The organism is Mycobacterium sp. TH-M103 (assembly GCF_057473785.1).
Genome location: NZ_JBYCLG010000385.1, coordinates 1 through 20298 on the forward strand (window position 1 = coordinate 1; position 20298 = coordinate 20298).

Genomic DNA, 20298 nt, shown 5'->3' on the forward strand with positions numbered 1-20298 from the left:
CCCTGGCCGACCGCCATTGGGTGCAGACGCCATACCGGTATTTTCCGATCGAACCGCACTGGCTCTTTCCGGGCATGCAGTGGCTGCCCTACGAAGCGCGCGTGCAGGTGTCGATCCGCTGGAACCGTGGTCACGTTCGGACCTACACCCGTGAGGACGCGCAGGAGCAGGTCGATGAGATCGACTTGATCGGAATTTCGCAGATGCGCCGCTACTTTCCCACCTCGGTCATCTGGTACGAACGATTTGCTGGATTGATCAAGTCCTTGGTTGCGGTCCAGACCTGACGGCCGACCCCGGGGCGACACCACATAGCGCCACCGCCGTTCAGATCAGAAATGCAGCGCGCTGAAACGCCAGTCCAGCACCGGCCGGTCGGGCTCGCCCTCGGTGTCGCCGGCCGCGTAGACGAGTGAGCGAAGCCCGAGGACGCCCCCGTCGCCGGCGGGCTCGGCGGATTCGACCTGCAGCTCGCTGTAGAGGGTGTCGCCCTCGTACACCGGCCCGGTGTGGTCGCAGGACTGCCAGCCCAGCACCGTCGCCAGGTTGGGCAGCAACCTGCTCGCCTGCGCGAACGCCAGCCCGATGGTGTGGCCTCCGTAAACGAGCCGGCGTCCGCCGATTCGCGAATCGTGATGGGCGGCCGCGATGTTCAGCGTGAGACGAGCGAGTTCGGGAGCACTGCTGACCACGTCACCGGTGCTGTGCAGCACCGCACCAGCCAGTCCGGCGTCAAAATGCGGGCCGGGCACCATTTTCCGAAAGACATCGCCGTCCCAGTGCACGGTAGGGCCGGATGCCTGCGGCACGTCGGCGCCAATGGCCGACAGGTCGTCGCCGGGCTCCGCCGGGGGTGTCCAGCCGGGGCTCGCCGGCAGCATGGCGCACCGGTAGAAGTCGAGCACCACGCGCTCGGCGTGGTCGATCGTGATCATCCGCAGCGCCGCCATGCCCGTCGGCGCGCGTCCCGGCTTCACCGAGTTGGCGCGCAGCCCAACCACTTCCGTGCGGGTGTAGATGGTGTCGCCGACCACCGGGAAGCGGTGGAACGTCAGACCGCGGTAGAACAGGTTGGCCTTGACGCGCTGGGTGGCCACGGTGGACTGCCCGATCGCGACGTCGCAGACCAGCGCCGGGTGTGCCAGCGGGCCGGGCTCGCCGGTCACCGCGGTGCACAGGGCGCCGTCGAGGGACAGCCGCAACCGGTCCCCCACGATCGCCTGGTGTGCGGCCGCCAGGCCGGGCGAGAGCGTCGCGGCGGGCGCCCAGTCGAACACCTGGCCCACCGACAGGTCGTCGAAGTAGGGGCCGCCCTCGCGGGTTCCAACGTAAGTCACAACGCCACATGCTGGCAGCCCGTTCGATCGGGGGCAATATGGCATGCGTGACAGACGAAGAAGACATGCTGGTGGCCACAGTTCGGGCGTTCGTCGACCGCGACGTCAAGCCGACCGTCCGCGAGGTGGAGCACGCCAACACCTACCCCGAGGCGTGGATCGAGCAGATGAAGCGGATCGGCATCTACGGCCTGGCGATCGGCGAGGAGTACGGCGGGTCGCCGGTGTCGACGCCCTGTTACGTGCGGGTCACCCAGGAGCTGGCGCGCGGCTGGATGAGCCTGGCCGGCGCGATGGGCGGCCACACCGTGGTGGCCAAGCTGCTGACGCTGTTCGGCACCGAGGAGCAGAAGCGGACGTACCTGCCGCCGATGGCCACCGGTGAGCTGCGGGCCACCATGGCGCTGACCGAGCCGGACGGTGGTTCGGACCTGCAGAACATGTCGACGACCGCGCTGCCCGACGGCTCCGACGGCCTGCTGATCAACGGGTCCAAGACCTGGATCTCCAACGCGCGCCGCTCCGGGCTGATCGCGCTGCTATGCAAGACCGACCCGTACGCCACGCCGCGGCACACGGGCATCTCGGTGCTGCTCGTCGAGCACGGGCCCGGCCTGACGGTCTCGCGGGACCTGCCGAAGCTGGGCTACAAGGGCGTCGAAGCCTGCGAGCTGTCCTTCGACGGTTACCGCGCTCCGCGCTCGGCCGTCCTGGGCGGCGAGCCGGGCCGGGGTTTCGCGCAGATGATGAAAGGCCTCGAGACGGGCCGGATCCAGGTGGCGGCCCGGGCGCTGGGGGTGGCCACGGCCGCGCTCGAGGACGCGCTGGACTATGCCCGGCAGCGGGAGAGCTTCGGCCGGCCGATCTGGCAGCACCAGTCGATCGGCAACTATCTGGCCGAGATGGCCACCAAGCTGACCGCGGCCCGTCAACTCACCCGCTATGCGGCCGAGCGCTACGACAGCGGCGAGCGCGCCGACATGGAGGCCGGGATGGCCAAGCTGTTCGCGTCCGAGGTGGCGATGGAGATCGCCCTGAACGCCGTGCGCATCCACGGCGGCTACGGCTACTCCACCGAGTACGACGTCGAAAGGTATTTCCGCGACGCGCCGTTGATGATCGTCGGCGAGGGCACCAATGAGATCCAGCGCAACGTGATCGCCACGCAACTGGTGGCCCGCGGCGGCCTCTGACGTCACTGGGTGATCGCGTCCACCAGCCCCCAGGCGAGCGCGGTGTCGGCGCCGATGGTGCGTCCCGACAACACCAGGTACGCGGTGCGCCAACGCCCGATGCGCCGGGTCACGCTGACGGTCCCGCCGGCGCCCGGGATCAGGCCCAGCGCCAGCTCGGGCAGCCCGAACACCGAGTCGGCCTCCGCGGCGACCCACCCGCAGAAGGCCGCCATCTCCAGGCCGCTGCCCAGTACCCGGCCGTGCACCTCGGCGCGGCAGTCCCGGCCCAGCCTGGCGGTGAGCGCGTCGAGCGCCAGGGCGGGGCTGTGGCGGGTGCGGGCCAGGTGTGCGCTCGCCGGGTCGGCGAGCGTGCCGAACTCGGCCAGGTCTCCCCCGCTGCAGAACGACGGCCCGTTGCCGCTCAGCACCACCTCGGTCACCGACGGGTCCAGCCGGGCGACGGCCAGCGCCTCCAGCAGCGCGGCGCGCGCCCCGGTGCAGAACGCGTTGTGCCGGCGCGGGCGGTTGAACCTGATCCGCAGGACGTCGCCGTCGCGGCGCGCCTGCACCGGCTCGGCGCTGCCGGGCACGCGCGCGGGCCCACGCTGCGCGAGCCAGCGCGCGAACTCCGGACCCGCCTGCAGTGTCGAGTAGGCCAGCGACTCGGTCAACACGCCGGCCAGCGCCGGGCCGACGGGGTCGATCGAGCGCAGCACGTCGTCGCAGACGCTGCTGGCGTGCGGCCAGCGCCCGCAGCGCTCGCCGAGCTCGGCCAGGGCGTCGGGCACGGAGTCGACGGTGACGGCCCGCCGGTCCGCGCAACGCTGTTCGGTGAGGGTGAAAGTCGCTCGCTCGAGCCAGAATTCGGATGCACCGGCGACCGGTCCGGCGGCGACCAGCACGCCGGGCGGCTCCCCTGCCGGCAGGAGCTCGTCGGCGTCCGCCGGCTCGGCCAGGTCGACGACGCGCAGCGTCACATCGAGTACTTCTTGACCAGCTCCCCCTTGTAGAGCTTGCCGGTGTCCGTGCGCGGCAGCTGCGCCTCGAACGAGATCGACCGCGGACACTTGTAGTGCGACAGGCGATCCCGCAGCCAATCAAGCAGTTCCGCGGCGAACGCCTCGGTGGCGTCGGCCGGGTCCACCGTCTGCACCACCGCCTTGACGCTCTGGCCCATCTCGTCGTCGGGGATGCCGAACACCGCCGCGTCAAGGACTTTCGGGTGGGTGACCAGAAGGTTCTCGGCCTCCTGCGGGTAGATGTTCACCCCGCCGGAGATGATCATGTGGTGCCGGCGGTCAGTCAGATAGAGGTACCCCTCGTCGTCGACGTAGCCGACGTCGCCGACCGTCACCCATCCGCGGTGGTCGCGTGAGGAGGCGGTCTTCTCCTCGTCGTTGAGGTATTCGAAGTCGTAGCCTCCGGCGAAGTAGATCTCTCCGGCCGCACCCGGTGGCAGCTCATTGCCGGCCTCGTCGAGGATGTGGATCTCACACGACATCGGCTTGCCGACCGAACCCGGGTGGGCCAGCCACTCCTCGGAGCTGATCAGCGTCGACCCGATCGCCTCCGAGGATGCGTAGTACTCGTCGATGATGGGACCCCACCAGTCGATCATCTGCTTCTTGATCTCCACCGGGCACGGGGCCGCCGCGTGCATCACCCGCTGCAGGCTGGACAGGTCGTACGAATTACGCACCGCCTCAGGCAGTTTGAGCATCCTGGTGAACATCGCCGGCACGAACTGACCGTGCGTGACGTGGTAGCGCTGGATCGCCTCGAGGCAGCCCTCCGGGTCGAACTTCTCCATCACCACCGTGGTGATGCCCCCGGCCTGCGCGCTCATCGACCACACCGACGGCGCGGTGTGGTACAGCGGCGCCGGGCTCAGGTAGATCGAGTCCGGGGTCATCCAGAAACTCACCAGCGCCGACATCATGCCGGGCGCGTCGGAGGGCGGGAGATGCGGGAGTTCGCGTTTGATGCCCTTGGGGCGGCCCGTGGTGCCCGAGGAGTACTGCAGCAGGTCGCCCTCGAGTTCGTCGTCGATGGGCGTATCGGGTTGGTCGGAAACGCATTCGGGGTAGCGCTGCCACCCGGGCAGATCGGCATCCTCCTCGCCCGAGGCGATCAGCAGCAGCTCCGGCAGGCCGCCGGGCAGGTGCTCGCCGAGGTTCTCGCAGATCTTGCGCAGCGCCGCCGAGCCGACGATCGCCTTGGCGGCGCTGTTGTCGACGATGTAGGCGGCCTCGGCCGCGGTCAGGTGGGTGTTGATCGGCACGTAGTACAGGCCGCTGCGGCGCGCCGCCCACATCACCGCGTGGATGTGCTCGTTGTTCTCCATCAGGATCGCGACGGCGTCGCCCTCGACCAGGCCGGCCTGGCGGAAGTAGTGCGCCAGCCGGTTGGCCCGCGCCTCGAGCTCATCGAAGGTGACGACCGTGCCCGTCGGGTGGAGGATGACCGCGGGCTTGCCCGCGCCTCCCCGGGCGGAAGTGTGGGGGCGGATCTCCATGCGCAGACTGTATTACCCACCCGCCGACCAGACGTAAAAGCCCCCTTTCTGCACCGGAAAGGTGGGGCTTTTACCTCTGCTGGCGCTAACTTGCTCTGGTGGGCGCCGACGATTGGCCGCTGGTGCGCCGCGAGCCGGAGTTCGCGGCGGTCCGCGCCGCCCTGACAGGGCGGGGCCCCACCGCCGGCGTCGTGGTGGTCGGGCAGGCCGGCGTCGGGAAGACCACCCTGGCCCGCGACGTCGCCGGGTCGCTGCCCAACCGGGTGCGCTGGGTGGCCGCAACGGCGTCGTCGCGCGGCATCCCGCTGGGCTCGTTCACCTACCTCGTCGGGGCGGGGACCACCCGCGACCCGACGGCGTTCCTCGCGGCGGCCCGCGACGCGCTGACCGCCGATCCCGGCACGGTGCTCGGCGTCGACGACGCGCACCTGCTCGACGACCCGTCGGCCACAGGCTAGTGCATCAACTCGCGCTGGAGCGGTCCGTGCCGCTGGTGGCCAACGTCAGGGCCGACGAGCCGGTGCCCGACGCGATCACCTCGCTGTGGAAGGACCGCTATCTGCGGCGCCTGGACCTGCGGCCGTTCGACAAGAAGCAGTCCATCGAGCTGGTCGGGCGGGTGGGCCGTGGAGGCCGGCACACTGCGCCGGGTGCGCGGCATCTGGCAGCTGCGCGGGCGCGCCACGGTGAGCGTCCTCGCCCTTCCTGGGGCGCGGCGACCATGTCGCGGCCCTGGCCGAGCGGGGCCGCCAGATCGAGAACCGGGTCGACGGCGTGTTGCGCCACCTGATGGCCTACGCCGAGACCTGGGCCCTGGTCCTGGCCGGGGAATTCGACGCCGCCGAGGCACCCGCGGGCGACGGCGGCCAGATCTTCTCGACCCACCAGTAGCTGCGCTGGGGGCTGGTCACCATGTCGGCCGGCACGGTCGACCTCGCGCGCGGGAACTTCGCCGCGGCCGCGGCGCGCCTGGAACAGACGGTCGCGGCGCTGACCACCGAATCGGCCGCCTGATGGCGCGTGCCGAGAATGTCTCTGGCTCAGGCTTATTGCGGGCTCGGGCGGGCCGAGGCCGCCGCGCAGGCGGCCGAGATGTTCCGCGCGCACGGCGATCGCCGCCGGGCCACCGAGGCGGCCGCGCACGCCGCGCGCATCGCCCTGGCCTGCGGCGGCATGCACACGCCGGCGCTGACCGCGGCCACCCGGCCGCTGCCGCTCAGCGCCCGGGAACGCGAGATCGCCAACCTGCTGGTCGCGGGGCTGAGCACCCGCGAAATCGCAGAGCGGCTGGTGGTCTCGACGCGAACCGTCGAGGGCCACATCCTGCACGCCTGCACCAAGCTCGGGGCCGCCGACCGCTAAGCCCTGACGGCGTTCGAGATCGCGTACCCGGCTACGGATGTGCGCCCGCGATCCCCGCCATAGCGTGGCAGCACAGCCGCCGCCACGGCGGCCGAACGCCCGAAGAAATCCGGTGCACAACCGCAGTCACGATCGAGGGGACGAGTCGGCGACCGCCGAGGTGATCGATCTGATCGGCCGCAAGCGCGACCGGCTGAGCAAGAAATTCGGCGGCGTGCATCCCGCGCTCAGGAACCCCGAAACACCGCCCACCCCGGCAACGGTGAAGCCGATCGAGAGCCGTCGACGGCGCAGCTCCTGACCGCGAGCGGTTACCCGGCCTCGGCCAGCCGCTGCTTGAGCGCCTCGAACTCGTCCTTGACGCCGGTGGGCAGCTTGTCGCCGATGAACTCGAACCACTCCTTGATCAGCGACAGCTCCTCGCGCCATTCGGCGGGCCGGACGGCCAGCGCCGCCGCCACATCCTCGGCACTGGCGTCGAGGCCGTCCATGTCGATGTCCTCGACCGACGGCACCGTGCCGATCGCGGTGTCCTGGCCACCGGCCGTGTGCTCGATGCGGTCGATGACCCACTTGAGCACCCGGCTGTTCTCCCCGAACCCGGGCCACAGGAACTTGCCGCCCTCGCCGCGGCGGAACCAGTTGACGAAGAACACCTTCGGCAGCTTGGACTCGTCGGAGTTCTTGCCCACGTCGATCCAGTGCTGCATGTAGTCACCGACGTGGTAGCCCATGAACGGCAGCATCGCCATCGGGTCGCGCCGCACGTCGCCCACCTTGCCCTCGGCGGCGGCGGTGCGCTCGGAGCCCATGGTGGCCCCCATGAACACCCCGTGCTGCCAGTCGCGGGCCTGCGTCACCAGCGGGACCGTCGTCTTGCGGCGGGCGCCGAACAGGATCGCGGAGATCGGCACACCCTGCGGGTCGTCCCACTCCGGCGCCAAGATCGGGCACTGCGACATGGGGGTGCAGTAGCGCGAGTTCGGGTGCGCCGCCGTGGTTTCGGTCTCGCGGAAGTACCAGTCGTTGCCCTTCCAGTCGATCAGGTGCTGCGGCTCGCCCTCCAGGTCCTCCCACCACACGTCGCCGTCGTCGTCGAGCGCGACGTTGGTGAACACCGTGTTGCCGGCCGCGATGGTCCGCATGGCGTTGGGGTTGGACTTCCAGTTGGTGCCCGGCGCCACGCCGAAGAACCCGGCCTCGGGGTTGACGGCATAGAGCCGGCCGTCCTTGCCGAACCGCATCCAGGCGATGTCGTCGCCCAGGGTCTCGGCGCGCCAGCCCTCGATGGTGGGCTGCAGCATGGCCAGGTTGGTCTTGCCGCACGCCGACGGGAACGCCGCCGCAATGTAGTAGGCCTTGTTCTCCGGGGAGATCAGCTTGAGGATCAGCATGTGCTCGGCCAGCCAGCCCTCGTCGCGGGCCATGACCGAGGCGATGCGCAGCGCGTAGCATTTCTTGCCCAGCAGCGCGTTACCGCCGTAGCCCGAGCCGTAGCTCCAGATCTCCCGGGTCTCCGGGAAGTGGGTGATGTACTTGGTGTCGTTGCACGGCCAGGGCACGTCCTTCTGGCCCGGTTCCAGCGGCGCGCCGACGGAGTGCAGCGCCTTGACGAAGAATCCGTCGTCGCCGATCTTCTCCAGCGCGGCCTTGCCCATGCGGGTCATCACCTTCATGGAGACAACGACGTATTCGGAGTCGGTGATCTCCACGCCCAGCTTGGGGTCCTCGGCGCCCAGCGGGCCCATGCAGAACGGCACCACCCACATGGTGCGGCCGCGCATGCAGCCGCGGTACAAGTCGGTCAGGGTCGACCGCATCTCGGCGGGGTCTTTCCAGTTGTTGGTCGGCCCCGCGTCCTCCTCGCGCTCCGAGCAGATGAAGGTCCGGGACTCCACCCGCGCCACGTCGGAGGGATCCGACTGCGCCACGAACGAATTGGGGAAGTTCTTCGGGTTCACCCGCCTGAACGTGCCCGCCGCCACCAACTGCTCGCACAGGCGCTGCCACTCCTCGTCGGAACCGTCGGCGAACGCCACCCGGTCGGGCTGCGTGAGCTCGGCGACCTCCTGGACCCATGACAGCAGACCCTGGTGCTTCGTCGGCGCGTTATCCAGACCGGGAATGGTCGCTGAGGTCATCGAACTCTCCTGGATTCTCCTGCGTGCTTACGGGCGTCTGTACTTATAGCCACGCCCACACAACGATTGACATGGTGGCGTTAACTACAGGTTATCGTGAGCAACTTGTCGAGTAGGGCTCGGGCGGGTATAAGCCTGCTCACTACAACGATTCAGAAACCAGGGCCAAAAGTCAGCAATCACGGTCATTCGCGCTCCTAGGCGGCGGTTCGCTGGCATCGGCACCCTCGGCCGGGCACTCAGGCGGGCGCATACCCGGTTCGCCCAATTCCTCACGCACGATTTCGAGTGCAGCATCCAGCGCCGGCATCTCCCTGTCCCGCGTCGCGGCGGCCCGCGCCGCCGCGACGGCGTGCTCGCGCAGCTCGGAGTCGATGGCGCTGACCCGCTCGCCGACCTGCGCGTTCTCGGCCTCGTCACGGACGACCAGGGCAGTGCTCAGCGCCCACTCGGCGGTCAACACCCGGGTCGCGACCAACTCCTCCGCAACGGAGCGCAGCGACGACGTCAGCTCGCCCGCCCAGCGGTCCAGCAGCGCGCGGTCGTGCAGCAGGCCGCGCAGGTAGACCACCAGGAACGTGACGGCCAGCCCGACCGCCACGCAGACCACCGCACCGGCGATCTGAAGTCCGGGAGCTAGCCGCGGGGCCAGGCCGGACACCGTCCGGCTCAGCGTCAGCGCCACGCCCAACCCGAATCCGGCGCCCAGCAGCGTCATCAGCCAGGTCTCCTGCCGCCGCGACCTGAGGGGCGGGGCGGCGGCGGCGACCGACGGCAGCTCCCCCGGGTCCAGCTCGAGGCCCGGGAGATCCAGGGGCAGGCCCACCACCTGGGCCACGTCCGCCAGGTGGGCGGCGGTGCCCTCGCTGACCTCGGCGACCACCTCGTCGGCCCGCCCGCGCGCCCGAGCCTCGAAGCCGGGCATGTCCCGCCGCGACAGCCTCGCGGCGTCCTCCTGCAACTCGGTCCGCACCGACGCGCAGCGGTTGCGCGCGAAGTGGGACAACTGGACCCGCGCCTGCTGCATCTGACCGCGCAGCGTGATGGTCCGCTCGGATCTCGTCTGGCGCCGCTGCCGCAACGCGGCGCCGCGCTCGTCCCGCAGCGCATCGACGCGGGCCCGGCGGCCGGGCCCGTCGGCGTCGCGATCGAAGCGTTGCGCGGCGCGCCGCAGCCGCGCCTCCCACGCCCGCAACCGGTTGCGCCGAGCCAGGTCGGGATCGGCGATCCGGGCGCTCACGCACTCGACTACCTCGTCCATCCGGGGCTCGCCGAGGTCGGGCAGCGCGGCCGCGCCCACCCACGGCACCGCGGCGTAGCGGGGCGCGTGCGCGGCCAGCGTCTCGCGGTCGGTCTCGAGCACGTCGCGCCAGCCGTGCTGCACGTCGATCTTCGACACGACCCCCACCACCACGTCGGTGCCGGCGGCCGCGGCGTCGAGCAGCGCGCAGTCGGACGGGGTCAATGGGGCCGCCGCCGACACGACGAACACCACCGCCGTCGGCGCGTCACCGGGACCGAGGTCCGTCGACTCGACGAACTTGTGCTGCGGCAGCCGCTCGCGCAGCGCGTCGGCGACCGCGGTCACGCCGGCCAGCCAGGGTCCGGTGACCAGCACCACGTCGCGGCGGGTGAGGGTGGGCGGACCCAGCTGGGGCGCCGCCGCCCCGACGCGGGCGTCGACCCCGGCGACCGGATCGTCGCTGTCGGGCGCGTCGCCGCTCACCACGCCTTTCCCGACTGCTCGGGCAGCGAGCCGCAGGCCCGTGACCACAGCCGCAGCGACCCGCGGGCGATGTCCGCGCCGCAGGCGCGGTGCAGGTCGCTGACGGGGCCCAGGCTGTAGCGCTGCCACCGCACGGCCCGCGGCAGGTGTGCGGCCGCGTCGGCGTCGGCGCCCTCGGCGGAGACGGGGCCGACCTCGAGCCCGGCCGCCTCCGCGACGTCGACCGCTGCGGCCATCCTGGCCACCACCGTGTTGTCGCGGGTGAGGAAGCCGCTGATCCGCTCGTCGCCGACGGCGAGGGCCTCCAGTTCGGCGACGGCATCGAGGACCCGCCGGTAGCGCACCTCGGCGCCGACGGCCGACAGCCCGCCCAGGACGGCATCGACGCGGCTCATCCGGCGCAGCAGAACCCGGATCTGCGCCTCCGTCCTGCCCTGGCGCAGCGCGGCCACCGCGAGGGCGGCGCCGAACAGGCCCAGCGCGTCCAGCAGGCGCAGCCGGACGTCGGCGGGTACCGCGACGTCCGCCGCGAGGAACCCGTCGCAGGACTGATCGAAGAGGTCGGCGTGGCCGGGCCCGTCGGCCAGCACCCGCAGCGCGGCCCACAGGCCGTCGTCGAGACCGTCGAGCGCGGCAACGGCGAGCAACCCGATCATCGGCTCGACGGGCACCCCGGCGAGTGCCGCGAGATCGGCGCACCGGGCGCGCGCCGCCGCCGTCGGCCCGTCACCGGTGCGGCCCGACAGCGAGCCGACCAGGTCGGCCTTGCTCAGCACCGCCAGCACCGGCTGCCGGGCGGCCGCGATCGCGTCGGCGTCCTCGGGTTTGATCACCTCGGCGACCACGTGGACGATCAGTTCGGCACCGGAGCCCACCGGGCGCGCCGCCGGTGTCTCCGAGAACGTCGCCGGCCCGGTGGCGGCCCGCTCCCCCGCCGCTTGCAGGGCGCGCGCCACGGTGCTGCGTCCCGCCCCCCGGCGCCCGCGGACCACCACGCGCAGCGGTTCGGCGGTGCGCTCGGCGATCGCCGTCACCCGGGGGTCGGCGTGCCCGGCGGCGAATCGCGTCAGCTCGTCGACGAACATCCGGTGACCCTGCCCGTTCATGCCCTGCCCCCGTCCGTCCGGCCCGCCCGCCCCGGTGCACCCGGCTGTAGCCTCGTTTCCGAGGCCGGTGCGTTTGCCGGGCACGGCCCGCGTCGTCGCCGGGCGGTACCACCGAATGGTGGCACCTGGACTAAAGAGATGCGAGCCACCGTTCATCTGTTACCAGCCGAAGGCAACCGTTGGGTATCAATCCGGACCAGGGGCGGCCACATCGCGCATTCAGGGGCGTTTATGGGCCACGATGAACAAATGCATTCGCAACCCGGCGTGGGGGTACGGCCCGACACACCGGTGGATGCGGGGGCGCAGGGCATGCTGCCCGCCCCGGGCCCGTCCGGGGCCGGTCACGAACAGCGTCGCCTGCCGGCCACGGCGTTCCGCTCGCGGCGTTCCGCGCTGTCCGGGGCCCAGCGCGACACCTGGGACCGCCGGTGGCCGCAGCTCGGTCTGTCGCTGGGTGAGCAGGAGGTCCCGGGCGGCGAGCCGCTGGACACCCGTGCCTGGTTCGGCCGCGCCGCACCGGTGGTGCTCGAGATCGGTTGCGGCAGCGGGTCGTCGACGCTGGCCATGGCACAGGCGGAGCCCGACGTCGACGTGATCGCGGTCGAGGTCTACCGGCGGGGCCTGGCCCAGCTGCTCTGCGCGATCGACCGGGAACAGGTCGGCAACATCCGGCTGATCCGCGGCAACGGGATCGACGTGCTGCAGCGCCTGATCGCCCCGGGCTCGCTGAGCGGGGTCCGCGTCTTCTTCCCGGATCCATGGCCGAAGGCGCGCCACCACAAGCGCCGCTTCCTGCAGCCGGTCACGATTGGCATGATCGCGGACCGGCTACTCCCCGGTGGTGTCCTGCACGCGGCGACGGACCACCCGGGTTACGCCCAGCACATCGCCGAGGCCGGGATGGGCGAACCGCGACTGCGCCGGGTCGAGCCCGGCACCGAGTTGCCTATCTCGGTCGCCCGCCCCACCACCAAGTACGAGACCAAGGCGCACGAGGCGGGCAGCGCCGTGACCGAGTTGATCTGGACGAGGCGAGCATGAGCCTGGCGGAAGAGGCCACAGCGACGCCGGAATCCCTGGAATCCCCGGCCGACGCGGCCGGTTCCGGCCTGTCGGGCTTCTCGCCGTCGGGCGGGCGGGTCCTACTGGTGTGGGACGCACCCAACCTCGACATGGGTTTGGGTTCCATCCTGGGCCGGCGGCCGACCGCGCTGGAGCGTCCGCGTTTCGACGCACTGGGGCGCTGGCTGCTGGCCCGGACGGCCGAGGTCAGCGCCGAGAGTCCCGGGGTCGTCGTCGAACCCGAGGCGACCGTCTTCACCAACATCGCCCCGGGCAGTGCCGAGGTGGTCCGGCCCTGGGTGGACGCCCTGCGTAACGTGGGGTTCGCGGTCTTCGCCAAACCGAAGATCGATGAGGACAGCGACGTCGACCGGGACATGCTCGCCCACATCGAACAGCGGCGCCGAGAGGGGCTCGCGGCGCTGGTCGTGGCCTCGGCCGACGGTCAGGCGTTCCGGGAGCCGCTCGAGCAGATCGCCCACACCGGGGTGCCGGTGCAGGTGCTCGGATTTCGCGAACACGCGAGTTGGGCGCTAGCGTCGGATACCTTGGATTTCGTCGACCTGGAGGACATCGCCGGTGTCTTCAGGGAACCGTTGCCGCGGATCGGTTTGGATTCGCTGCCAGATCAGGGGGCGTGGCTGCAGCCGTTCCGGCCGCTGTCAGCGCTGTTGACCACCCGTGTGTGACACTGGGAAACCTATGCGCGGGTCGGTAACGATCCAGTAAGGAGCTTGCGTGTTCGCCTGGTGGGGTCGAACTGTGTACCGCTACCGGTACATCGTTATCGGGGTCACGGTAGCTCTGTGCCTGATCGGTGGCGTGTTCGGCATAAGCCTGGGCAAGCACGTCACGCAGAGCGGTTTCTACGACGACGGCAGCCAGTCAGTGAAGGCCTCGATCCTGGGCGACAACGTCTACGGACGGGACCGCAGCGGCCACATCGTCGCCATCTTCAAGGCCCCCAACGGCAAGACCGTCAACGATCCGGCCTGGTCGAAGAAGATCACCGACGAGCTCAACAAGTTCCAGAAGGACCACTCCAAGGAGGTGCTGGGCTGGGCCGGCTACCTCCGCGCCCCCGACACCACCAACCCCGTGGTCAAGGGCATGGCCACCGACGACAAGAAGTACACGTTCGTCTCCATACCGCTCAAGGGCGATGACGACGACACCATCCTGAACAACTACAAGGACGTCGCCCCGGCCCTGCAGAAGCTGGACGGCGGCACGGTGCAGCTGGCCGGGCTCGAACCGGTGGCCAACGCGCTGACCGGGACCATCGCGACCGACCAGCGCCGGATGGAGGTGCTGGCGCTGCCGCTGGTGGCGGTGGTCCTGTTCCTGGTGTTCGGCGGCGTGATCGCCGCCTGCCTGCCGGTGATGGTCGGCGGGTTGAGCATCGCGGGCGGCCTGGGCATCCTGCGGCTGCTCGCGGTCTTCGGGCCGGTGCACTTCTTCGCCCAGCCGGTGGTCTCGCTGATCGGGCTGGGTATCGCGGTGGACTACGGCCTGTTCGTGGTGAGCCGGTTCCGGGAGGAGATCGCCGAGGGCTACGACACCGAGGCGGCGGTGCGGCGCACCGTGATGACGGCCGGGCGCACCATCGCGTTCTCGGCGGTGCTGATCATCGCGTCGGGCGCGAGCCTGTTGATGCTGCCGCAGGGCTTCGTGAAGTCGCTGACCTACGCGCTGATCGCCGCGGTGGGGCTGGCCGCCCTGCTGTCGATCTCGCTGCTGCCCGCCTGCCTGGGCATCCTGGGTAAGCACGTCGACGCCCTTGGCGTGCGGACGCTGTTCCGCGTGCCCTTCCTGCGCAACTGGAAGGTCTCGCGCGCCTACCTCAACTGGCTCGCCGACCGCCTGCAGAAGACGAAGACCCGCGAAGAGGTCGAGGCCGGCTTCTGGGGCAAGCTGGTCAACTGGGTGATGAAGCGGCCGCTGGTGTTCGCCATCCCGATCGTCGTCGGCATGATCCTGCTGGTCATCCCGCTAGGCAACCTGAAGCTGGGCGGCATGAGCGAGAAGTACCTGCCGCCCGACAACTCGGTGCGCCTGGCGCAGGAGCATTTCGACAAGCTCTTCCCCGGCTACCGCACCAATCCGTTGACACTGGTGATCCAGACGACCAACCACCAGCCCGTCACCGACGCCCAGATCGCCGACGTCCGCAACCGGGCGATGTCTATCAGCGGCTTCATCGACCCGGACAACGATCCGTCGAAGATGTGGCAGGAGCGCAGCTACGCACCGGGAGCGTCGAAGGACCCGTCGGTCCGGGTGCTGCAGAACGGGCTGATCAACCCCGGTGATGCCCCGAAGAAGCTGAGCGAGCTGCGCGCGATCGCCCCGCCCAAGGGGCTCGAGATATGGGTCGGTGGCACGCCGGCCCTCGAACAGGACTCGATCCACAGCCTGTTCGCCCAGATGCCGCTCATGCTCGTCGTGCTGCTGACCGCGACCATGCTGTTGATGTTCCTGGCGTTCGGGTCGTTCGTGCTGCCGGTCAAGGCTGCGGTGATGAGCGCCCTGACGCTGGGGTCCACCATGGGCATCCTGACGTGGATCTTCGTCGACGGGCACTTCTCGAAGTGGCTCAACTTCACCGCCACCCCGCTGACCGCGCCGGTGATCGCCCTCGTCGTGGCGGTGGGCTATGGCCTGGCCACCGACTACGAGGTGTTCCTGGTGTCGCGGATGGTCGAGGCGCGGGAACGCGGCATGTCCACGGCGGAGGCCATCCGGATCGGCACCGCCACCACCGGGCGGATCATCACCGCCGCCGCGCTGGTGCTCGCCGTGGTCGCCGGGTCGTTCGTGTTCTCCGACCTGGTGATGATGAAGTACCTGGCCTTCGGGCTGATGGCGGCGCTGCTGCTGGACGCGACCGTGGTGCGGATGTTCCTCGTGCCATCGGTGATGAAGCTGCTCGGCGACGACTGCTGGTGGGCGCCCCGCTGGGCTCGGCGGCTGCAGAACCGCATCGGCCTGGGCGAGATCGACCTGCCCGACGAGCGCAAGCGGCCCACGATCAACGGCCGGCCCGCGCGGCCCCCCGTCTCGGCGGGCGCGCTGGTCGCCGCCGCCCCGCGGACACCGCACGACCCCACGCATCCGGGCGCGCCCGAGCCGGCGCGGCCCCGCCCGTCCGGCAGCCCGTCGGGACCCACCCGGGCCGACGCGCCGGACCGGAGCGCGAGCGCCGCGACCGGAAACCAGAAACCGCCCGGCCGGGAACGGCCCGCCGACTCCCGCGGCCCGGGCCAACCCGCCCCCGCGCGGCCCCCCTCACCTCCGGCGCCGCCGCCGTCCGCCGGTCAGACCCGGGCCATTCCGGTCCCGGCCGAGGACGCGGCCAACAAGGCCGAGGCGGGCGATCCCGCGGACCCCACCAAGGCCATGCCGGTCATGCGCTCGGAGGCCGACGACTCCGAGACCGCCACGGAGAAGCTCAACGCCCGCGGGCAGGAACCCGGACAGCAGGACGACACCGACAAGGCGCGCCAGCGCCGTCGCATCGGCGGCGCGCTCAGCGCTCAGGACCTGCTGCGCCGCGAGGGCCGGCTGTAGGTCCGGCGGCGCTCAGTCTCAGGCGTCCGCGGGCTGGTCGGGTTCCGCCCGGACGATGACCCCGACGTCCTCGGCGTCGCCGGTCTGCTTCCTGACTTCGGCGTCGGGATCGCGGGCTAGCAGCACCTGCAGCGCGTTGTTGAGGAAGGCGACCGACGGCACGGCCAGCAGGGCGCCGACGATCCCGGCGAGCACACCGCCGGTGGAGATCGCCAGCACCACCCCGAGCGGGTGGATGGAGACCGCGCGCCCCATCACCAGCGGCTGCAGCAGATGGGCTTCGATCTGGTTCACCACCACCAGCAGGCCCAGCGTGATGAGCGCGTAGACGAACCCCTTGGCCAGCAGCGCGACCATCACGGCCAGGAAACCGGCGATCACAGCACCGACCAGTGGGATGAAGGCGCCCAGGAACACCAGCGAGGCCAGGGGCAGGGCCAGCGGTATCCCCATGATCGCCAGGCCGGTGCCGACGCCGGCGGCGTCGGTCAGCGCCACCAGGAACGTGGCCCGCACGTACCCGATCAAAGAGCCGTACCCCGCGTGGCCAGCCGCGAGCACCCGGTCGCGGGAGTGGGCGGGGATGATCTTGGCGACGTACTGCCAGATGTTGCGCCCGCCGTAGAGGAAGAAGATCAGGGTGAACAGGACCAGCACCGCGGCCGTGACCAGCTCGGTGATGGTGGCGGCGGTGGACAGCGCGCCGCTGGTCAGTTTCGCCTGATTGTTGCGCAGGGCCTCGATCGCGGCGTTGCCCGCGCTGTCGATCTGGTCGCCGCTCAGGTGCGGCGGCCCCTGGATGAGCCACCTGCGGGTGGAGTCGATGCTCTGGGTGACCTGGTCGGTCAGGCCGGGCAGGCCGTCGATGAACTGGGTGACGACGAAGGCCAGGATGCCGCCCAGGCTCGCGAGCCCGCCGAGCAGGACCAGCGCCACCGCCCCGCTGCGGGGCAGGCCGCGGCGGTCCATCCAGTCGACCGCCGGCACCAGCAGGGCGCTCAGCATCAGCGCCAACAACACCGGTACGACGATGATCTCGAGTTTCTTGAGAAGCCAGGCCAGTGCGACCAGCGCGGCAAAGATGACCAGCAAACGCCACGCCCAGGCCGCGGTTTTGCGGACCAGGGGCTCGACGGAGGCCGCATCAGAGGGTTTGTCGACGTTTCCCGACATTGCGCCAGCCTAGTCATCGCCGCGGCCGCCCCCGGGTCTCGAACGCCGGCACGATCCGGTTACGACGGCGACACGGCCGGAGCCGCGTCCCGACTGCCGCGCCACCTGCACCGTTACCCTAAAGCACGTGTCTCACGACGCACCCGCCCGCAAGCTCGACGTGTCGCGCGAGGAGACCTCGCGCGGCAAGTACTGGTGGCTGCGGTGGGTCATTCTCGGCATCGTCGGGATCGTGCTCGCCGTCGAGGTCTCGCTCGGCTGGGACCAGCTGACCAAGGGTTGGGTGAGCGTCTACGAGGCCAACTGGTGGTGGCTGCTGGCGGCGGTGGCGGCGGCCGCCGCGTCGATGCACAGCTTTGCCCAGATCCAGCGAACCCTGCTGAAGTCCGCCGGGGTCCACGTCAAACAGCTGCGGTCGGAGGCCGCCTTCTACGCCGCCAACTCGCTGAGCACCACCCTGCCCGGCGGGCCGGTGCTCTCGGCCACGTTCCTGCTGCGCCAGCAGCGGATCTGGGGCGCCTCGACGGTGGTCGCGTCGTGGCAGCTGGTGATGTCCGGGGTGCTGCAGGCGGTGGGTCTGGCGCTGCTGGGCCTGGGCGGGGCGTTCTTCCTGGGCGCCAAGAACAACCCGTTCTCGCTGCTGTTCACCCTGGGCGGCTTCGTCGCGCTGCTGCTGCTGGCCCAGGCGGTGGCCTCGCGCCCGGAGCTGATCGACGGCATCGGTTGCCGGGTGTTGTCGTGGGTCAACTCGGTGCGCGGCCGGCCCGCCGACACCGGCCTGGACAAGTGGCGCGAGACGCTGATGCAGCTGGAGTCGGTGAGCCTGGGCCGGCGCGACCTGGCCGTGGCGTTCAGCTGGTCGCTGTTCAACTGGATCGCCGACGTCGCCTGCCTGGGCTTCGCGGCCTACGCGGCCGGCGACCACGCGTCGGTCGCCGGGTTGACGGTCGCCTACGCAGCCGCCCGCGCGGTCGGCACGATACCGCTGATGCCCGGCGGGCTGTTGGTCGTCGAGGCGGTGCTGGTGCCGGGCCTGGTCTCCAGTGGCATGTCACTGCCCAGCGCCATCTCGGCCATGCTGATCTACCGGCTGATCAGCTGGTTGCTGATCGCCGCCGTCGGCTGGGTGGTGTTCTTCTTCGTGTTCCGCACCGAGAACGCCGATGACTCCGCCGTCCCGGACTACGACGACGCCCTGGCCGCGCGCTCACCCATGCCGGATCGGGAGTCGGCAGACCCGACCGAAACGGCCCTGCAGGGTCCCCTGCCGCCGCCCGAGCACGAACCGGAGACCGGGGGCTGACGCGCGTCCTCGGGCGGTGTCACCGACACCGCTAGCCGACGGTGTTGTTGCGCGACGGGCCCGACAGCGGGTTGGCGGCCACCGGCGCTGGTCCGGTCGCCGCGGGCGGGGCGCCCGTCCCACCGACCGGCAGCGCGCCGGCGCCCTGCATCTGCTGCATCATGCCCATGGCCTGCGGGATGCTGATCGGCACCTTGCACTGCAGCGACAACCCGGTCAGCGGGTCGGAGATCTTCTGCATGTCGGCGGCGACCTTGGGGTTGGCCTCGAAATAGGTCTTCAGCGACCCGAGGGACTGCGGCCCGGGCTGCTCCTGCAGCAACGCGGTCATCGTCTGGTTGGTCTCGGGGTGCGAGTCCAGGTAGTCGCCCATCGACTTGACGACCGAACCGGCCGTGCGGGCGACCTCGCTGGCCGAGCACGGGTCCTTGGCCCCACTCGCGGGCGGCCCGGCCGCCACCGCCACCGCGGCGACGGCGCCCGGCACCAACGCGGCGAGCGTTCCGAGCGAGAAGCTGCGCAGTCTGCGGCGCACGGTCGCGGGGCCTGTGGTCATCGAAGAAATCCTCCAAGCTTGCGACGGCGCGACCGGATTTCCCCCGGTTGGCACGCCGTCGGATCGACTGCGGTCAACGGCCCTTTTCTCGCAGAGTTCCCCAACCCCTCGCGCGGCCATCGGCCATCCTGCCAGCCCGGCGGTGCGGCTGCCAACGCATGTGATCGATATCCCCCGCGACGGCTGAGGTCACCGATGTGCAACGACTTGGCCGCGTCTTGGCAACATCGGTGTTGCCGCAGCTCAGGATGCGAATAAGCCGAACGCCTACACAGGCGGCTGCGGTATCCTCGCCTGCACGCGTCGCGTGAGAAGACCGGGGAGCCCAACATCCAGCAGTACATGATGCGCGTCAGCCGCAGCCTGCGCAGATACCGCTGGGTCGTGTTCGCGGGCTGGCTGCTGGCGCTGGTACCGGCGATCTACCTGGCGTTGACGCAGTCGGGCAACCTCACCGGCGGTGGTTTCGAGGTGGCCGGCTCCCAGTCGCTGCTGGTCCACGACCAGCTGCAGGATCAGTACCGCGACCTGGGGGCGTCGTCGCTGGCGCTGGTGGCCGCACCCCGCCCGGACGCCACCTACCAGGACATGAGCGACGCGGTCGCGGAGCTGCGCGGGATCGTCGGGCAGTCCCCCGGCGTGGCCGAGGCACCCAGTCCGCGGCAGCGGCCGCCGCAACCCGACCGGCCCTACGTGTTGTCGCTGCGGCTGGACGCCCACAACTCCGGCACCAGCGACGTCGCCAAACAGCTGCGCACCAGGATCGGCGTCCAGGGCGATCACCCGGGTCACACCGCCAACGGCCGGGTGCGGCTCTACGTCATCGGCCAGGGCGCGCTCAGCGCCGCGGCGGCGGCCAACACCAAGCACGACATCGCGGCCGCCGAACGCTGGAACCTGCCGATCATCCTGATCGTCCTGCTGGCGGTGTTCGGGTCCCTGGCGGCCGCCGCGATCCCGCTCGCCCTGGGTATCTGCACCGTCGTGGTCACCATGGGGTTGGTCTACCTGCTGTCCGACTACACGACCATGTCGGTGTTCGCGGCGCCGACGGTGTCGATGTTCGGCATCGCGCTGGCCGTCGACTATTCGCTGTTCATCCTGATGCGCTTCCGCGAGGAACTGCGCTCCGGCCGGCAGCCCCGCGAGGCCGTCGACGCCGCGATGGCCACCTCCGGGCTGGCCGTGGTGTTGTCCGGGCTGACCGTCATCGCCTCCATGACCGCCATCTACCTGATCAACACCCCGGCGCTGAAGTCGATGGCCACC

General features: G+C 70.6%; 18 protein-coding genes and 1 pseudogene. 11 read left to right on the forward strand and 8 right to left on the reverse strand.

The features are described from left to right. Positions 1-287: pseudogene (locus AC2VOR_RS21200) on the forward strand (class I SAM-dependent methyltransferase); the annotation flags it as partial. Between the two features lie 45 nt (positions 288-332). On the opposite strand, the gene AC2VOR_RS21205 reads toward AC2VOR_RS21200, so the two are convergent. After that, positions 333-1337, reverse strand: a complete 1005-nt coding sequence (locus AC2VOR_RS21205) for a MaoC family dehydratase (RefSeq protein ID WP_486964461.1) — start codon at positions 1335-1337, stop codon at positions 333-335. A 38-nt stretch (positions 1338-1375) separates the two neighbouring features. Between AC2VOR_RS21205 and AC2VOR_RS21210 the strand changes: the two genes are divergently transcribed. Further along, a complete protein-coding gene (locus tag AC2VOR_RS21210; protein WP_369741105.1) occupies positions 1376-2530 on the forward strand; it encodes an acyl-CoA dehydrogenase family protein in 1155 nt (384 codons plus the stop codon). A gap of 2 nt (positions 2531-2532) precedes the next feature. Here the strand turns inward: AC2VOR_RS21210 and AC2VOR_RS21215 are convergent, their stop codons facing one another. Then, positions 2533-3483: an enoyl-CoA hydratase/isomerase family protein gene (locus AC2VOR_RS21215; protein ID WP_369741800.1), complete on the reverse strand. Its 951-nt coding sequence runs from the start codon at positions 3481-3483 to the stop codon at positions 2533-2535. Positions 3484-3485: 2 nt separating this feature from the next. Continuing rightward, positions 3486-5027 carry a fatty-acid--CoA ligase FadD4 gene (gene fadD4, locus AC2VOR_RS21220; protein ID WP_486964462.1) on the reverse strand — a complete coding sequence of 514 codons (1542 nt, stop codon included), beginning with the start codon at positions 5025-5027 and terminating at the stop codon, positions 3486-3488. Between the two features lie 98 nt (positions 5028-5125). On the opposite strand from fadD4, the gene AC2VOR_RS21225 reads away from it, so the two are divergent. From AC2VOR_RS21225 to AC2VOR_RS21240, 4 genes are all read left to right on the forward strand, one after another. Further along, entirely contained in the window at positions 5126-5485 is a 360-nt protein-coding gene (locus tag AC2VOR_RS21225) for an AAA family ATPase (RefSeq protein WP_369741107.1), read from the forward strand. Further along, a complete protein-coding gene (locus tag AC2VOR_RS21230; RefSeq protein WP_486964463.1) occupies positions 5485-5817 on the forward strand; it encodes a hypothetical protein in 333 nt (110 codons plus the stop codon). The genes AC2VOR_RS21225 and AC2VOR_RS21230 overlap by 1 nt, the downstream gene beginning before the upstream one ends. Before the next feature lie 239 nt (positions 5818-6056). Further along, complete coding sequence (locus AC2VOR_RS21235) at positions 6057-6389, forward strand: helix-turn-helix domain-containing protein (protein ID WP_369741109.1); 333 nt, start codon at positions 6057-6059, stop codon at positions 6387-6389. Between the two features lie 112 nt (positions 6390-6501). After that, positions 6502-6690 carry a hypothetical protein gene (locus AC2VOR_RS21240; RefSeq protein ID WP_486964464.1) on the forward strand — a complete coding sequence of 63 codons (189 nt, stop codon included), beginning with the start codon at positions 6502-6504 and terminating at the stop codon, positions 6688-6690. A 10-nt stretch (positions 6691-6700) separates the two neighbouring features. Here AC2VOR_RS21240 and AC2VOR_RS21245 read toward each other — a convergent pair whose 3' ends face one another. The 3 genes from AC2VOR_RS21245 to AC2VOR_RS21255 form a co-directional block, all read right to left on the reverse strand. After that, complete coding sequence (locus AC2VOR_RS21245) at positions 6701-8530, reverse strand: phosphoenolpyruvate carboxykinase (GTP) (RefSeq protein WP_369741111.1); 1830 nt, start codon at positions 8528-8530, stop codon at positions 6701-6703. Positions 8531-8702: 172 nt separating this feature from the next. Next, positions 8703-10256, reverse strand: a complete 1554-nt coding sequence (locus AC2VOR_RS21250; RefSeq protein ID WP_369741112.1) for a hypothetical protein — start codon at positions 10254-10256, stop codon at positions 8703-8705. Further along, complete coding sequence (locus AC2VOR_RS21255) at positions 10253-11362, reverse strand: hypothetical protein (RefSeq protein ID WP_369741113.1); 1110 nt, start codon at positions 11360-11362, stop codon at positions 10253-10255. Before AC2VOR_RS21255 ends, AC2VOR_RS21250 begins: the two co-directional genes overlap by 4 nt. Before the next feature lie 231 nt (positions 11363-11593). Between AC2VOR_RS21255 and trmB the strand changes: the two genes are divergently transcribed. The 3 genes from trmB to mmpL3 are packed head-to-tail and all read left to right on the forward strand — an operon-like array spanning position 11594 to position 15997. Further along, a complete protein-coding gene (trmB, locus tag AC2VOR_RS21260; protein WP_486964465.1) occupies positions 11594-12406 on the forward strand; it encodes a tRNA (guanosine(46)-N7)-methyltransferase TrmB in 813 nt (270 codons plus the stop codon). Further along, entirely contained in the window at positions 12403-13116 is a 714-nt protein-coding gene (locus tag AC2VOR_RS21265) for an NYN domain-containing protein (RefSeq protein WP_369741115.1), read from the forward strand. The genes trmB and AC2VOR_RS21265 overlap by 4 nt, the downstream gene beginning before the upstream one ends. Positions 13117-13165: 49 nt before the next feature. Then, positions 13166-15997: a trehalose monomycolate exporter MmpL3 gene (gene mmpL3, locus AC2VOR_RS21270; protein ID WP_369741116.1), complete on the forward strand. Its 2832-nt coding sequence runs from the start codon at positions 13166-13168 to the stop codon at positions 15995-15997. A gap of 18 nt (positions 15998-16015) precedes the next feature. Here the strand turns inward: mmpL3 and AC2VOR_RS21275 are convergent, their stop codons facing one another. Continuing rightward, positions 16016-17170 carry an AI-2E family transporter gene (locus tag AC2VOR_RS21275; RefSeq protein ID WP_486964466.1) on the reverse strand — a complete coding sequence of 385 codons (1155 nt, stop codon included), beginning with the start codon at positions 17168-17170 and terminating at the stop codon, positions 16016-16018. Between the two features lie 127 nt (positions 17171-17297). Between AC2VOR_RS21275 and AC2VOR_RS21280 the strand changes: the two genes are divergently transcribed. Next, complete coding sequence (locus AC2VOR_RS21280) at positions 17298-18473, forward strand: lysylphosphatidylglycerol synthase transmembrane domain-containing protein (protein ID WP_369741117.1); 1176 nt, start codon at positions 17298-17300, stop codon at positions 18471-18473. A gap of 31 nt (positions 18474-18504) precedes the next feature. Here the strand turns inward: AC2VOR_RS21280 and AC2VOR_RS21285 are convergent, their stop codons facing one another. Next, on the reverse strand, positions 18505-19029 hold the full coding sequence (locus AC2VOR_RS21285; RefSeq protein WP_369741118.1) for a hemophore: 525 nt from the start codon (positions 19027-19029) through the stop codon (positions 18505-18507). 342 nt (positions 19030-19371) lie between these two features. Between AC2VOR_RS21285 and AC2VOR_RS21290 the strand changes: the two genes are divergently transcribed. After that, positions 19372-20298 (forward strand): MMPL family transporter (locus AC2VOR_RS21290; RefSeq protein WP_486964467.1); only part of this gene is annotated, 927 nt, incomplete at its 3' end.

Bases quoted from the DNA above. Each gene is read 5' to 3' on its own strand.
- AC2VOR_RS21275 (WP_486964466.1), bottom strand. From the start codon at position 17,170: ATGTCGGGAAACGTCGACAAACCCTCTGATGCGGCCTCCGTCGAGCCC.
- AC2VOR_RS21265 (WP_369741115.1), top strand. From the start codon at position 12,403: ATGAGCCTGGCGGAAGAGGCCACAGCGACGCCGGAATCCCTGGAATCC.
- AC2VOR_RS21255 (WP_369741113.1), bottom strand. From the start codon at position 11,362: ATGAACGGGCAGGGTCACCGGATGTTCGTCGACGAGCTGACGCGATTC.
- AC2VOR_RS21235 (WP_369741109.1), top strand. From the start codon at position 6,057: ATGTCTCTGGCTCAGGCTTATTGCGGGCTCGGGCGGGCCGAGGCCGCC.
- trmB (WP_486964465.1), top strand. From the start codon at position 11,594: ATGGGCCACGATGAACAAATGCATTCGCAACCCGGCGTGGGGGTACGG.
- AC2VOR_RS21285 (WP_369741118.1), bottom strand. From the start codon at position 19,029: ATGACCACAGGCCCCGCGACCGTGCGCCGCAGACTGCGCAGCTTCTCG.
- fadD4 (WP_486964462.1), bottom strand. From the start codon at position 5,027: ATGGAGATCCGCCCCCACACTTCCGCCCGGGGAGGCGCGGGCAAGCCC.
- AC2VOR_RS21210 (WP_369741105.1), top strand. From the start codon at position 1,376: ATGGCATGCGTGACAGACGAAGAAGACATGCTGGTGGCCACAGTTCGG.
- AC2VOR_RS21245 (WP_369741111.1), bottom strand. From the start codon at position 8,530: ATGACCTCAGCGACCATTCCCGGTCTGGATAACGCGCCGACGAAGCAC.